7 protein-coding genes are annotated in these 13616 nt (G+C 61.5%); 2 read left to right on the top strand and 5 right to left on the bottom strand.

The genetic code is table 11. The features are described 5' to 3' along the window. Positions 1–120: 120 nt before the first annotated feature. On the top strand, positions 121–2766 hold the full coding sequence (pepN, locus tag JF539_RS05130; protein ID WP_207139253.1) for an aminopeptidase N: 2646 nt from the start codon (positions 121–123) through the stop codon (positions 2764–2766). Between the two features lie 156 nt (positions 2767–2922). Next, positions 2923–5280, top strand: a complete 2358-nt coding sequence (locus JF539_RS05125; protein WP_207139252.1) for a PAS domain-containing sensor histidine kinase — start codon at positions 2923–2925, stop codon at positions 5278–5280. A gap of 122 nt (positions 5281–5402) precedes the next feature. Here JF539_RS05125 and JF539_RS05120 read toward each other — a convergent pair whose 3' ends face one another. The 5 genes from JF539_RS05120 to JF539_RS05100 form a co-directional block, all read right to left on the bottom strand. Continuing rightward, a complete protein-coding gene (locus JF539_RS05120; RefSeq protein ID WP_207139251.1) occupies positions 5403–6470 on the bottom strand; it encodes a T3SS effector HopA1 family protein in 1068 nt (355 codons plus the stop codon). 135 nt (positions 6471–6605) lie between these two features. Then, on the bottom strand, positions 6606–9599 hold the full coding sequence (locus tag JF539_RS05115) for a bifunctional [glutamine synthetase] adenylyltransferase/[glutamine synthetase]-adenylyl-L-tyrosine phosphorylase (protein ID WP_207139250.1): 2994 nt from the start codon (positions 9597–9599) through the stop codon (positions 6606–6608). Next, positions 9550–11010, bottom strand: coding sequence for a sensor histidine kinase (locus JF539_RS05110; protein ID WP_207139249.1), 1461 nt, complete (start codon positions 11008–11010; stop codon positions 9550–9552). The genes JF539_RS05115 and JF539_RS05110 overlap by 50 nt, the downstream gene beginning before the upstream one ends. After that, on the bottom strand, positions 10994–11680 hold the full coding sequence (locus JF539_RS05105) for a response regulator transcription factor (protein ID WP_328809199.1): 687 nt from the start codon (positions 11678–11680) through the stop codon (positions 10994–10996). Before JF539_RS05105 ends, JF539_RS05110 begins: the two co-directional genes overlap by 17 nt. Positions 11681–11888: 208 nt before the next feature. Continuing rightward, a complete protein-coding gene (locus tag JF539_RS05100; RefSeq protein WP_207139248.1) occupies positions 11889–13418 on the bottom strand; it encodes a Do family serine endopeptidase in 1530 nt (509 codons plus the stop codon). Between the last annotated feature and the right edge of the window lie 198 nt (positions 13419–13616).

Below are 13616 nucleotides of genomic sequence, written 5' to 3'. Positions count from 1 at the left end.
CCGGAATCCCGGCGAGAGCGTCATGTGGCGAAACAGGACTTTGCCACATTTCACGATCATGCTAACGCGTCAACTCGACGCTCATGCCTCACACCCGACCAGCTTTTTCAGGAGAATTCGATGCGATCAGAGACGGCGCCGGCCATCCGGCTGGAAGATTATCAACCGCCGGCCTACCGCATCGAGAAAGTTCGCCTGAACGTCGACCTGGATCCGGCGGCCACCAGAATCACGGCAACCCTGTCGGTGGAAAAGCAGGCGAACACGGAGACCGGCGCCCCGCTGATCCTCGACGGCGACGAACTGACCCTGACCGGCCTGCTGCTGAACGGCGCGGAACTTCCCGAGAGCGCTTACACATGTACGGCCGACCGGCTGGAAATCCACAATCCGCCGGCAGCCCCCTTCGAGCTTACCGTTTCGACCCGGATCAATCCGGACGCCAATACCAAGCTTATGGGGCTTTATCGTTCTTCCGGCACATTCTGCACCCAATGCGAAGCAGAAGGTTTTCGCCGGATCACGTATTTTCTGGACCGGCCCGACGTTCTTGCGGTCTACACCACCCGTCTGGAAGCCTCCAGGGCGGACTGTCCTGTCCTTCTGGCCAACGGCAACCTCAAAGAAACAGGCGAAGTTGCGGGAACGGACCGGCACTATGCCATCTGGCATGATCCGTTTCCCAAGCCCGCCTATCTCTTCGCGCTTGTCGCCGGCGACCTGGCGCCGGTCTCCGACAGCTTCACCACGGCCTCGGGCAAGAAGGTCGCGCTGAACATCTATGTGGAGCACGGCAAGGAGCCGTTGTGCGGCTGGGCGATGGATTCGCTGAAACGCTCCATGCGCTGGGACGAGGAGACATACGGCCGGGAATACGATCTCGATATCTTCAACATCGTCGCCGTGTCCGATTTCAACATGGGCGCGATGGAGAACAAGGGCCTCAACATCTTCAACGACAAATATGTTCTGGCCGAGCCCGATACCGCGACGGACCAGGACTACGCCAATATCGAAGCCGTCATCGCGCACGAGTATTTTCACAACTGGACCGGAAACCGGATCACCTGCCGGGACTGGTTCCAGCTCTGCCTGAAAGAAGGCCTGACGGTTTTCCGCGACCAGGAATTTTCCTCCGACATGCGGTCGCGCGCGGTCAAGCGCATCGCCGATGTCAGGCTGTTGAAATCCCATCAGTTCCCGGAGGATGCCGGTCCGCTGGCCCATCCCGTCCGCCCCCGGCTCTATCACGAGATCAACAACTTCTACACGGCCACCGTCTACGAGAAGGGTGCGGAAGTCGTCCGCATGCTAAAGACGCTTCTGGGAGACGAAAAGTTCCGTGCCGGGCTCGATCTGTACTTCAAGCGCCACGACGGCGACGCCACGACCATCGAGGCGTTTCTCGACTGTTTCGCGGAAGCTTCCGGAAAGGATCTCGGGCAGTTCGCCTTGTGGTACGAGCAGGCAGGCACGCCGATCGTTACCGTGGAAACGGATTTCAATCCCGACCGGAAGACCTTTTCCATCTCGCTCTCGCAGGAAATCCCGCCGGTCCCCGGACAGAAAGACAGCGAACCGGCTGTCATCCCGCTGCGGTTCGGCCTGATCGGCCCGAACGGCGAAGATCTGGAGCTGCCGGCAACCGGGAACGACGCTGTATCGCAAGATGTCCTCGTGCTCGACCGGCCCGTTCGGGAAGTGACGTTTTCCAACATCGCCGCCCGCCCCGTCCTGTCGCTCCTGCGCGGTTTTTCCGCGCCCGTGCGCCTCAACCAGAAAACGGGCGCGAGCGACCTCCTGTTTCTGGCCGAACAGGACAGCGACCCTTTCAACCGCTGGCAGGCGGTTCAGACGCTCGCCATGCAGGACCTCGTCCGCCTGACGGGAGAGCTCCGTAAAAACGAAAGCGCGCAGCCCTCGAAAAACGTTGTCGGCGTCTTAGCCCGCGTCCTGGAGGACACATCCCTGGACGAGGCGTTCCGCGCGCAGGCGCTGACGCTGCCGAGCGAAGCCGACATCGCGCAGGAAATCGGCAAGAATGTCGATCCGGACGCGGTCCACACGGCGCGCCAGCTTTTGCGCAAGGCGATCGCGCAGGAACACGGCGACGCGTTTCTGCCCTTCGTGAAAGACCTGTCGCCAACGGGCGTCTTCTCGCCCGATGCCGCTGCCGCGGGAAAACGCGCCCTGTCGAACCGCGCCCTCTTCTACTATGCCGTCTCGGGGCGCGAGGACGCCGCGGAAACCGTCTGGGCCAGGTTCGCCTCCGCCGACAACATGACGAACCGCCTGTTCGCGCTGACCCTCCTGGTGCATGACGACCTGCCGAAGAAGGACGAGGCGCTGGAAGCCTATCTCGACCGGCACCGGAAAAGCTCGCTGGCAATGGACAAGTGGTTCATGACCCAGGCAACCGCCCCGGGTGACGGAACGCTCGCCAAGGTGCAGGCCTTGATGAACCACCCTCTCTACGACAGCGGCAATCCGAACCGCGTCCGTTCCCTGCTGCAATCTTTCGCGACAGGCAATCCGACCCAGTTCGCCCGTACCGACGGCGCCGGTTTTCAGATGATCGCCGAATCGGTCCTAGAGATCGACAAGCGCAATCCGCAGATCGCCTCCCGCCTGTTGACGAGTTTCCGCTCGTGGCGTGCGCTGGACCCACAACGTTCTGCCCTTGCTGAATCTGCGCTCATGAGGATTTCGTCAAGCGAAGAACTGTCGAGAGACAGCCGGGACATCGTCGATAGAACACTGCAATAGTGCGCAATACTGGCCAAAGTTAACAAAAGCACAGCAAACCCCGCGTCGCGTTAACCATTTTCTTCTTTGCCGGGGGTGGACAAGGCCGTGCGTTTTGATTCAAATGGAAGTGATTCGGGGCAAGCTCCGAGGCGGCGGTTTTGAGGCACACTTCCCATGGCACGAACTTTGGCCGGCGACGCATCTGCGCGGCGCGGCGAAAATGAGTCGAATTCGGAAAATGGCGCAAGCGACACGAGCTTGCCGCTGCGTTCTCTGCTCACCTCCGTCAGCAATGGCCTGGCCCGCTCGGACGGGCTCATGCGCCGCGCGATCCCCGGCCTCGCCATTCTTTTCATCATCGTGCTCGCGCTTTTTCGCGCCGGCGAACTTGCTTCCAGCTTCACCAAAACCACCGACGCCGCGCAAACCACGTTGAGCCTGATGGCCTCCGTCGTCGCGCAAAAACTTGACGCATCGGAAGGCACCCTGCCGGAAACCGGCTATCGCACCACGCTCAAGCGCCTTCTTGCCGACAGCCTGCCCGTCGGTGCCACCAGCAGAAGCAGGACCTTCCTGGTCGCAGACGCCTCGGGAACGGTTGTGGCCACGGCGCCGGCCCGGCCCGGACTGGAGAACCTGCCCGTCACCGATCTGCTTGGCCCCTCCCAGCCATTGACCGTGTTCGGAGCGCGCGCCGGCGTTCTTTCCGTTGCCGCCGACCTCGGAGGCGGCAAAAGAGACGTAAAGGTGCTGGCCACTGTCCACCACCTGGACGGCCGGCTCGGCATGATCGCTGTTCTGCAGCCCGAAAACGCAATCTACGAGGAATGGCGGAACGATCTCTCCGCGAATGTCACGCTGTTCGTCGGCACATCCCTTGTCCTGCTTGCGGTGATCTACGGCTTTTTCAGCCAGGCGACCCGGGCCGAACACGCGGACGAGATGTATGCGGCGACCCGCGCGCGCATCGACACCGCCCTCACCCACGGGCGTTGCGGCCTGTTCGACTGGGATCTGTCCCGCGGACGGATGTTCTGGTCTTCCTCCCTCTATGAACTCCTCGGACGGGAGCCCAAGGACGACATCCTGAGCTTCGCCGATGTCGCCGACATCACCCACCCGGACGACATCGACCTTCTAGGCCTTGCCGAGCACCTGTTGGAAAGCGGCGAAACGCTCGTCGACGAAACCTTCCGCATGCGCCACGCGGACGGGAGCTGGATCTGGCTGCGCGCCCGCGGCGAAATCCAGACCGAACCGGGAAGCGCAGAGCCGCATCTGATCGGCATCTGCATCGACATTACGGAACAGCACGAGCTTGCCGAACAAAGCCGCATGGCGGACCTTCGCCTGCGCGACGCGATCGAGACCATTTCCGAGGCCTTCGTTCTGTGGAACGCGAAAAACGAGCTGGTGATCTGCAATTCCAACTACCAGTCGCTGCACAATCTTTCCAGCACGGCGATCCGGCCGGGAACACCCTACAAGGACGTGATGGCAGCCGCCTCCAACGCGGAGGTCGCGCCGCATCCGGTCAATGTCGCCCAACGCGGCGGAACCTCCGACGATTCCTACGAAGCCCGGCTCAAGGACGGCCGGTGGCTGCAGATTTCCGAACGCCGCACCAAGGATGGCGGCTTCGTGTCCGTCGGCACGGACATCACCGCGCTCAAGAAACATGAAGAGAAGCTGCTGGATTCCGAAAAGCGCCTGAAGGCGACCGTTTCCGACCTGCAGAAGTCGCGCCAGACGCTGGAATTTCAAGCGCGCCAGCTGGTCGAAATGGCGGACAAGTACCAGGAAGAGAAAACCCGCGCTGAAGCGGCCAACAAGGCCAAGTCGGAGTTTCTCGCCAATATTTCCCATGAGCTGAGAACGCCGCTCAACGCCATTATCGGCTTTTCCGACATCATGACGCAGGAGATGTTCGGCCCTGTCGGCACAGACCGGTATTCCGACTACTGCAAGGACATCTACTCCTCCGGCACCTATCTCCTCAACGTAATCAACGACATTCTCGACATGTCGAAGATCGAAGCGGGCCGGATGACAATAGAGACGGAAGTCCTCAACGCGGCGGAGGCCGCGCACGATGCGAGCCGTATCGTGACCGGGGCGGCGACGGAAAAGAACATCGCGGTGACTGCCGACGTGGCCGAAGACCATTTCGTCCATGCGGACAAGCGGGCACTGAAACAGATCCTGCTCAATCTTCTGGCAAACGCGGTCAAGTTCACGCCCGACAACGGCACGGTGAAGCTTTCGGCGTCAAAACGCGGCGACAAGCTTCGCTTCGAGGTCACCGATACCGGCATCGGCATTTCCGAGCGCGACATCAAGCGGCTCGCCCAGCCCTTCGTTCAGGTCGAGAACCAGTTCACCAAAACCCATCAGGGGTCCGGTCTGGGTCTCGCCATCGCCCGTTCGCTGGTCGAACTTCACGGCGGTTCGCTGACCATCAAGTCGGAAGTGAAGGAAGGTACGACGGTCAGCTTCACCCTGCCGCTGGCGGATCAGGTAGAGACGGCTTGAGACCTTGCCATTCCCGAAGGATGGTGACGCATGGGCTTCTGGACCAAACGTTTCGCCCGTAGGCCTGAAACACAGGCCCTCTTTGGCCGGTGACGGCGACCTCGACCGCGGCAGAGTTTCGATCAGTTCAGGATCGGGTCATTCTGTAATTCAGGATGCTCCGGATCAAGACCGGCCAGGCGGAAAATCTCCTCCACACGCTGTTCGAACTCCAGTTGCTGGCCCATGTTTCGAACCGCATTCATCTGTTGACGCTGCATGCCGGCGATGTCCAGTTGCATGCCGTGCCGGCGGTTTGCCTGGTCGAAGGTTCGCAGATCGATGCCCATTCTGCTCGTATCCGGAGCCGCCATTTCCTCCGGAAACAAGGTTCGTTCCAGCGCAATGAAGATTAGATTTGCGCGGAATTTTCCGAAACTCTGTCGCCCCTCCGCGGCTTCGAACCTGTTGCTGTTCGGCCGTATTGGTTTGAATTGCGGCGGTTCCGCACCGAAACCAATCCCCGTTCCTGCCGGCGCCACGAGTTTCGGAAGCTCCGAGCCGAAGTAGTGCGGGTATTTATTCTGATACTTCTTGACAACCTTGATAACCGCGTCCCGGGTCCGGGCGTTGTCGCAGTAGATCAGCACAGTGTCGGTCTTGACAGCTCCCGGAGCTGCAACCTTCGCGCTGGTTACGCCCGGAAAATCCCAGACTTTCTTGACGATCGTAGCAAAGGCGCCAGCCCGGTACCTCTCCTTGAGGTGCAGGTAAACCCGCTCTTTACACTCGGGCCGGTTTTGCTTCACGACGTGGACGAACGCGCCGACCCATGCGGAAGGTTCCGGAAACCTGTTCAGATTTCCAAGATCGGGCCATCCCTCACTGTACTGAAGCAGGTATGTTGGCGAACCGGTCAGACCTTTGGACAACCACCCGTGTCCCACAAGCTTGTTGCGGAGCGTTGCGGCGAATGCGGTCATCTCCTTGTCCTCGACCCTTCGCCCACGCACCGCGCCGCAGATATAGCCGTAGATCGCGTCGACCGCCCTGTTTTTCTTCGCCATGTGGGTCTGCCCCTTGGGGCGTCCGGTTCTGCGGGCTGCTTCCATCAACGCAACCCTGTTGAGCCAAGTCCAGTCGGCGATAGTCTTGAGATCTTTATGAAGCGCCATTGGTTCACCCCTTGGTGTTCTGTCGGGATTGAACATAGGGGCAGGAACCGGGGCATACCTGTGCCCAGCGTCACGGGTGAAGACGCCACGGGTCACAGTTGCGTGGAAGAAAATCGGGCTGGCTTGATAGGTTACGGCAAGCTCCCCTGGAGGCGCCTCTACGGAAAGGAACTATTCCGCGCCACTCATCTCGCCCACCAGTCTTTCAAACGTTGCCCGGACGCCTTGCTGGCGCTCGGCAAGCTCCGTCTCGAGCCGGGTGAAGGTCGGGCAGCCAGACGCCTGCACAAGCAGATCAAGTACGCCGCCCGGAGCTTCGAGAGGGATGAATTTTCCGGAAAGGGACAGGCGCAGAACCTGTGTAAGGCGATGGTAAAGACGCAGCGCTTCCAGAAGCTGCTCCGCGTCGCCGGGCGACAGAAAACCGGCGTCGCGCAGGTTTTCGAGTGCCTGTTCCGTTCCCTGGGCCAGGATACCGGGATTTTCCTGCGCGTGCGCCAGTTGCAGGAACTGGGCGAGGAACTCGATGTCCACAAGTCCTCCGGCCACCTGTTTCATGTCCCAGATGTCCTTGGTGCCCTTCTCCTTCTCGATACGGGCGCGCATGGAGCGGACATCGGCGGCCAACTTATCCTTGTCGCGCGGCTGGACCAGCGTGCCGCAAATGCTTTTGTAGATCCTGTCCTTGAAATCCGTTGTCGTCGCGGCGATGACGCGTGCCCGCGTCAGCGCCATGTGTTCCCAGGTCCAGGCTTCCTTTTTCTGATAGGCGATGAAACCGTCCAGATTGGTCGCCAGCGGTCCGGCATTGCCTGAAGGCCTCAGGCGGAAGTCGACTTCATAAAGCGACCCTTCCGCGGTCGGCGCCGACAAGGCGGTGACAAGCCGCTGGGTCAGCCGTGTGTAATACTGGGTGATCGCGAGAGGACGCTTGCCGTCGGATTGCTTGACGTCGTCCGGTGCCTCGTAGAGCAGGATCAGATCCAGGTCGGAGGCAGCGGTCATTTCGCGCCCACCCAGCTTGCCCATGGCCAGAACGGCGACATTGCCGCCGGGAACCGCGCCGTGGGTCTCGCCGACATGGGCAATGACCTGCTTCAGGACCCGATCGACGACCACTTCGGCGAGCCGGGCCAGGGCGAAACCCACCCGGTCTGCCGAGAGCGTATCGGAAATCAGCCGGAGTCCGATCAGAAACTGCTGTTCCTGGGTGAAGATCCGGGCCCGGTCGAGCGCTTCCTCGTAGTAGCGAGCCTGCGAGAGGGTCCGGTCGAGGCCCGCGCGGAATTCCTCGACGCTCGGCATCGCGCCGAAAAAAGCCGGATCGAGAACCGCGTCGAGCACATGGACGCGCCTTGAAACGGTATCGGCCATCCGCGGTGCGGCCCCCATGGTCGTGGCAAGCAGGGCCAGCAGATGCGGGTTTGAGCGCAATAGCGAGAACAACTGTACCCCGGCCGGCAGCCTCGAGAGAAAATTGTCGAAGGCGCGAAGGGCCGCATCCGCGTTTTCCGTGGCCGCCAGCGCGCCTATCAGCGACGGATGCATCTCCGTCAACCGTTCGCGCGCCTTTGTCGAGCGGGTGCAGGGATAGCGGCCAAAGTGCCAGGACTTGACGATGCTCGCGGCTTCCGCCGGCTGCTTGTAGCCGAGCCGGCTGAGCGTCTCCAGCGTCTCCGGGTCGTGGTCGTCGCCGGTAAAGACCAGATTGCCGATCTCGGAGGACAGGCCGGGCTCGTCCTCGAACAGCTCAGCATAATGGTGCTGAACCTTGTTGAGGTGGTTCAGGAGCGCCGTCTTGAAAGCCTCAAGTCCCTCGAAGCCCATCAATGCGGCGATCCGCGTCAGACCGCCGTCGTCCTTGGGCAGGAGCTGTGTCTGCTCGTCGTTGAGCATCTGAATGCGGTGCTCGACATTGCGCAGGAAAATATAGGCCGTGCGCAACTCATCCCGCGCCTGAGGCCGGATCCAGTCGAATTCACACAGCTGTGCCAGCATATCGAGCGTGCGGCGCCCCCTGAGAGCCGGATTGCGGCCGCCAGCGATAAGCTGTTGTGTCTGAACGAAAAATTCAACTTCGCGAATGCCGCCACGGCCGAGTTTGACATTGTGGCCGGCAACCGCGACGGTGCCGTGCCCCTTGTGCATGTGGATCTGCCGCTTGATCGACTGGACATCGGCGATGGCGGCGAAGTCGAGGTACTTGCGCCAGATGAACGGCGCGATCTCGTGCAGGAAGGCCTCGCCCGCCGGGATATCGCCCGCGCAGGGGCGCGCCTTGATCAGAGCGGCCCGTTCCCAGTTCTGGCCGAGGGATTCATAGTAGACCAGGGCGGCGGGCACCGACATGGCGAGCGGCGTCGCGCCGGGATCCGGGCGCAGGCGCAGATCGGTGCGGAAGACGTAGCCGTCCGCGTTTCTGTCCTGCATGATCTTGACGATCCGCCGGGTCAGACGGACGAATTCCACCGGCGCTTCGGCATTGCCCGTCATCGGCGCCCTGGCGGGGTCGTAGAGCACGATCAAATCGATGTCAGAGGAATAGTTCAGTTCGTTCGCGCCGTGCTTGCCCATGGCCAGGACGATCAGGCCGCTGTCCACTTCCGGTTTTTCGGGATCGAGCGGAGCGAACTTGTTCAACCGGGCCAGATCGGTCAGGCAGAAGCGGATGGAGGCGGTCAGCGCGGCATCCGCGAACCCCGCGAGCGCGCCGGTGACCCGATCCAGATCGATAGCGCCGGCGATGTCGGCCAGACCCAAAGTCAGGGCCAGATCCTGTTTGAAAAGCCGCAGCGCCCGCATGATGCCCGCTTCGTCTTCCGACCTGGCTTCGCGCGCTTCCTCCAGAAGGCGGTCGATGCGGGTTTCCGGGGCCTCGTTCAACAGGTTCAGCAAGCGCGGCGGGTCGGCGAGCATCAGGTCCCGCAAATAGGCCGAGTTGCCGATAATGCCGCACAGGAACGCTTCGAGGCCGCCATGGGAGCGCATGAGTGCGCCAAGCGTTTCCCCCGTTTCCGGATGATCGAGCAGATCTTTCAGGAAAAGCTGGGCCCGCTCAGGCTCCGGGGCGGCCGGCACGACCGCAATCCGCTCCAGAAGCGGACCGGCACCGGCATCAGCTCCCGTCCGACCGTTCCTCGCCTCCGGTTGTCCCCCCGTCTCCATCGTCGCTCCTGCTGCTGTCCTTGCCGACCGGCGTCAAATCAATCCGGGCAGAGAGGCCCGGCGCTTCATTCATGAAGCGCAATTCTCCGCCATGCAAGCGGGCGACCGCCTTGACGAGGCTCAATCCCAAACCCGTACCGGGTTCGGAGCGGCTTTCCTCCAGCCGCACGAAGCGGTCGGTGACGCGGTCCTGATCCTTTTCCAGAATACCCTGCCCGTTGTCGGTAACGGCCAGCATGACGCGCTCCCCCTCGCGCCATCCGGACAGACGTATGTGGATATCGCCCGTTTCCGGCCGGCCGTACTTGAGCGCGTTCTCGATCAGGTTGACCAGCACCTGGATGATCAGATCCTTGTTGCACTCCGCCTCAAGCTTTTCCGGCAGATCGACTTCCAGGTGACCGCCTTCGTCTTCCACGAGCGGCCCGTAAAGGTCCGATATTTCGGCAATCAGTTCATTGAGACTGGCGGGCTCCATCTCCGTGGCCGGGGCCATGGATTCCACGCGAGCAATGCGCAACAGCGCGTTGAAGATGCGCAGAAGCTGGTCCGTCTCGTCGAGCGTGGCCTGAAGCGCGGCCTTGTAGCCCGCCTCGCCCTTTTCCACGCGCAGAGCGGTTTCGATGCGTGTCTGGAGCCGTGTGAGCGGTGTCTTGAGATCGTGCGCGATGTTGTCGGTAACGTCTTTCATCGACTGCATCAGGATAACGATGCGGTCGAGCATCGCATTCAGGTTGACCGCAAGCCGGTCGAACTCGTCGTCGTTTCCGGCGATCGACAGCCGCTCCGACAGATCGCCGTGCATGATCCTGCGGCTGGTCGCGGAAATCTCGTCGATACGCTTCAGCACCCTGCGGCTGACGAAAATCCAGGTGATGGCGGCCATTGCGATGACGGCGGCCAGCCACAGGCGAAGCGCGTTGCCCAAAAGGTTTGAAAAACGAAGCTGATCGCCGAGGTCCCGGCCGACCAGAAGACGGAACCCGCCCCGCAACTCGAACGTCCGGACCATTGCCTGGCGTTCGGCATCCTCCGTGTCCTGGCCGAACCTTGTGTAGCGCACCCTGCGAAGGTCTCCGTCAGCCTCCTCAAGCACGACCGTCGGAAGCCGGGCAATGTTGCCGACCAGGGCGTTGCCGGCGAAATCTGTGAGCAGATAAAGGCTCGCGTCCGGGTGGCGCGAGCGCCGGTCGATCGTTTCGACCAGTTCGCGAATGCCGCCACGGACGTAGATATCCGCGAGCCCCTTCATCTCCGTGTCGACGGATTGCACCACCTGTTCCGACATCAGGTTGTCGGTACTTCTGGAGATATAGAGCAGCAGGAAGCCGGACATCACGGTGAAGACCGCGATGTAAAGGAGCGACAGCTTGAACGCCGTCGTTCTTGTGAACCTAGTGAGTCGCGTCACGGATGGTGTATCCAGCCCCCCGGATCGTGTGCAGGAGCGGTGTGTCGAACCCCTTGTCGATCTTGCTGCGCAAACGGGAGATGTGGACATCGATCACGTTGGTCTGCGGGTCGAAATGATACTCCCAGACGTTTTCCAGGAGCATGGTACGGGTGACCACCTGCCCGGCATGCTGCATCAGATACTCCAGGAGACGGAATTCACGGGGCTGAAGCGGTATTTCGACATCGCCCCGGCGGCAGGAGTGCGCCATCCGGTCGAGGGTCAGATCGCCCACGGTGTAGGTCGTTTCCACCTGGCTGGCCGATTTGGGACGCCGTGCGAGCGCCTCGACACGCGCCTGCAATTCGGTGAAGGCGTAGGGCTTGGGCAAATAATCGTCGCCTCCCGCCTTCAAGCCCTTCACCCGGTCGTCAACCTGTCCGAGAGCGGAAAGGATGAGCACCGGAGTGTGATTCTGTTCGCGCCGCAATTCCTTTATGACGGAAAGGCCATCCATCTTGGGCAGCATCCGGTCGACGACGAGAATGTCGTAGTCGCTGTCGAACGCCATTTGCAGCCCGTTCTGGCCATCGGCCGCGTGATCGGCCGTGTGTCCGAGTTCGGTAAGCCCCTTGACCAGGTAGCTGGCCGCCTCGGGATCGTCTTCGATTACAAGTATCCGCAACATGAACCCCTTTTATACCAAAGATCGCTGATTGTGACCCATCAGAGGGAAATTGGCTGGCGGCGGCGATGGATGTGAGGCGCCGCCGCCAGTCTGTTCGGGTTTGAGGATCTTTCCCTCAAACCCAAAGACAAGACCGGCCTGTCGGGGTTGGGGGCAGAGGTCCAGGCCGGCCTTGCCGTCAGGTTCCGGCCTTGCGGCCGGTTCCCGATCAGGCGAGTTTCATGGGCAGGGCCACGAAACGTGTGCTGTTGTTGGTCTCGACCCGGAAGAGCACTGCCTTGCGGCCGTTCTTTTCCGCTTTTTCAAGGGCTTTGACGACGTCGGACGGGTTGTTCACCGTGGTTCCGGCGACCTCCAGAATAACGTCACCCTCACTCAGGCCCTTTTCCGCGGCCGGACTGTCAGCCTCAATCTCGGCGATAAACACGCCTTCACCGTCCAGACCTGCTTCAGACTTGCTCATCAAGACCAGACCGAGGTCGTCGAGACTTGTCTTGGTGTCCTCAACCTGCGGATTGGCAGCCGCGGCCTGTTCCTGGTCCTTGAGACGGCCGAGGGTCACGGCGATGTCCTTGGTGTCGCCGTCGCGCCAGACGGTGATGTCCACCTTGGTGTCCGGTTCGTAGGCCGCGATGATCTTGGACAGTTCGCGCGGACCTTTCACTTCCTTGCCGTCGACGGACAGGATGGTGTCGCCCGAGCGCAGGCCAGCCTTCTTCGCCGGGCTGTCTGCCTGCGCTTCCGCGACGATGGCGCCGCGGGCCTCGTCGAGGCCAAGGCTCTCCGCGATATCGTCGGTGACATTTTGGATCTGAACTCCGAGCCAGCCGCGGATGACAGTACCGTCATCCTTGAGTTCCATGATGACGTTCTGCGCGGTCGAGGCCGGAATCGCGAAGGCGATGCCGACGTTGCCCCCGGACGGCGAGAAGATCGCCGCGTTCACACCGATCACTTCGCCATGCATGTTGAAGGCCGGGCCACCGGAGTTGCCACGGTTCACCGGGGCGTCGATCTGAATGAAGTCGTCGTAGGGGCCCGCACCGATATCGCGGCCGCGTGCCGAAACGATACCCGCGGTCACCGAGCCGCCCAGTCCGAAGGGGTTGCCGATCGCAACGGTCCATTCACCGACCTCAGGCGCTTCATCCGCGAATTTCACGTATGTGAAGTCCCGGTCGGCATCGACTTTCAGCAGGGCCAGATCCGTGCGTTTGTCGGCGCCGATCAGCTTGGCGTCATATTCCTCGCCCTTGTCGTCGATGACCGTGAATTCGGTCCCCTTGTCGATGACATGGTGGTTGGTGACAAGATAACCGTCTTCCGAGATGAAGAAGCCCGAGCCCTGCGACATGCCGTACTGGCGTGGCGCACGGCGTTGTGGCTGTCCCTCCTGTCCGCGCCGTTCGCCGAACTCGCGGAAGAAACGCTCAAACGGATGACCGTCCGGAAGACCCTTGAAGAAGTCCTGGAGGCCGTCGCCGCCCTGGAAGTTCATCATCCGCGGCTCGACTTCCTGTTTGACCCGGACGCTGACGACAGCGGGGCTGACAGTGCGCACGACATCGGAAAAGTCTACCGGCGTGGCGCTATCGACACGAACCGCGTCCGCCAACGCATATTGACTTGGAACGAGGGTCTGCGCGGTCATGAGACCGGCCGCGCCAAGCGCGACGACGCCCGCCAGCAATCTCGCACGGCGCGATCGCAAGGGTGAGACTGACCGACTGTTTTGCATGTTTTCTTCCTCTGTGGACTATCTGTTTCAAGGCCGGATACGAAACGCGATCGGGGAATCGCGCCTCAGGTTCGAGGATGAAAATAGGAAACCCCGCCTTACAGATGCCTGTCTGGCGCATTACGATTTCGTAAGGTGGAGAAAATGGCGTCAGCCCGAGCACGGGGCAGCCGGCGTTGGGCACTCCGGATTGAAGCC

The sequence above is a fragment of the Roseibium aggregatum genome, from assembly GCF_017309185.1.
Classification (GTDB): domain Bacteria; phylum Pseudomonadota; class Alphaproteobacteria; order Rhizobiales; family Stappiaceae; genus Roseibium; species Roseibium aggregatum_B.
This window is presented reverse-complemented; position numbering and strand designations above follow the sequence as displayed.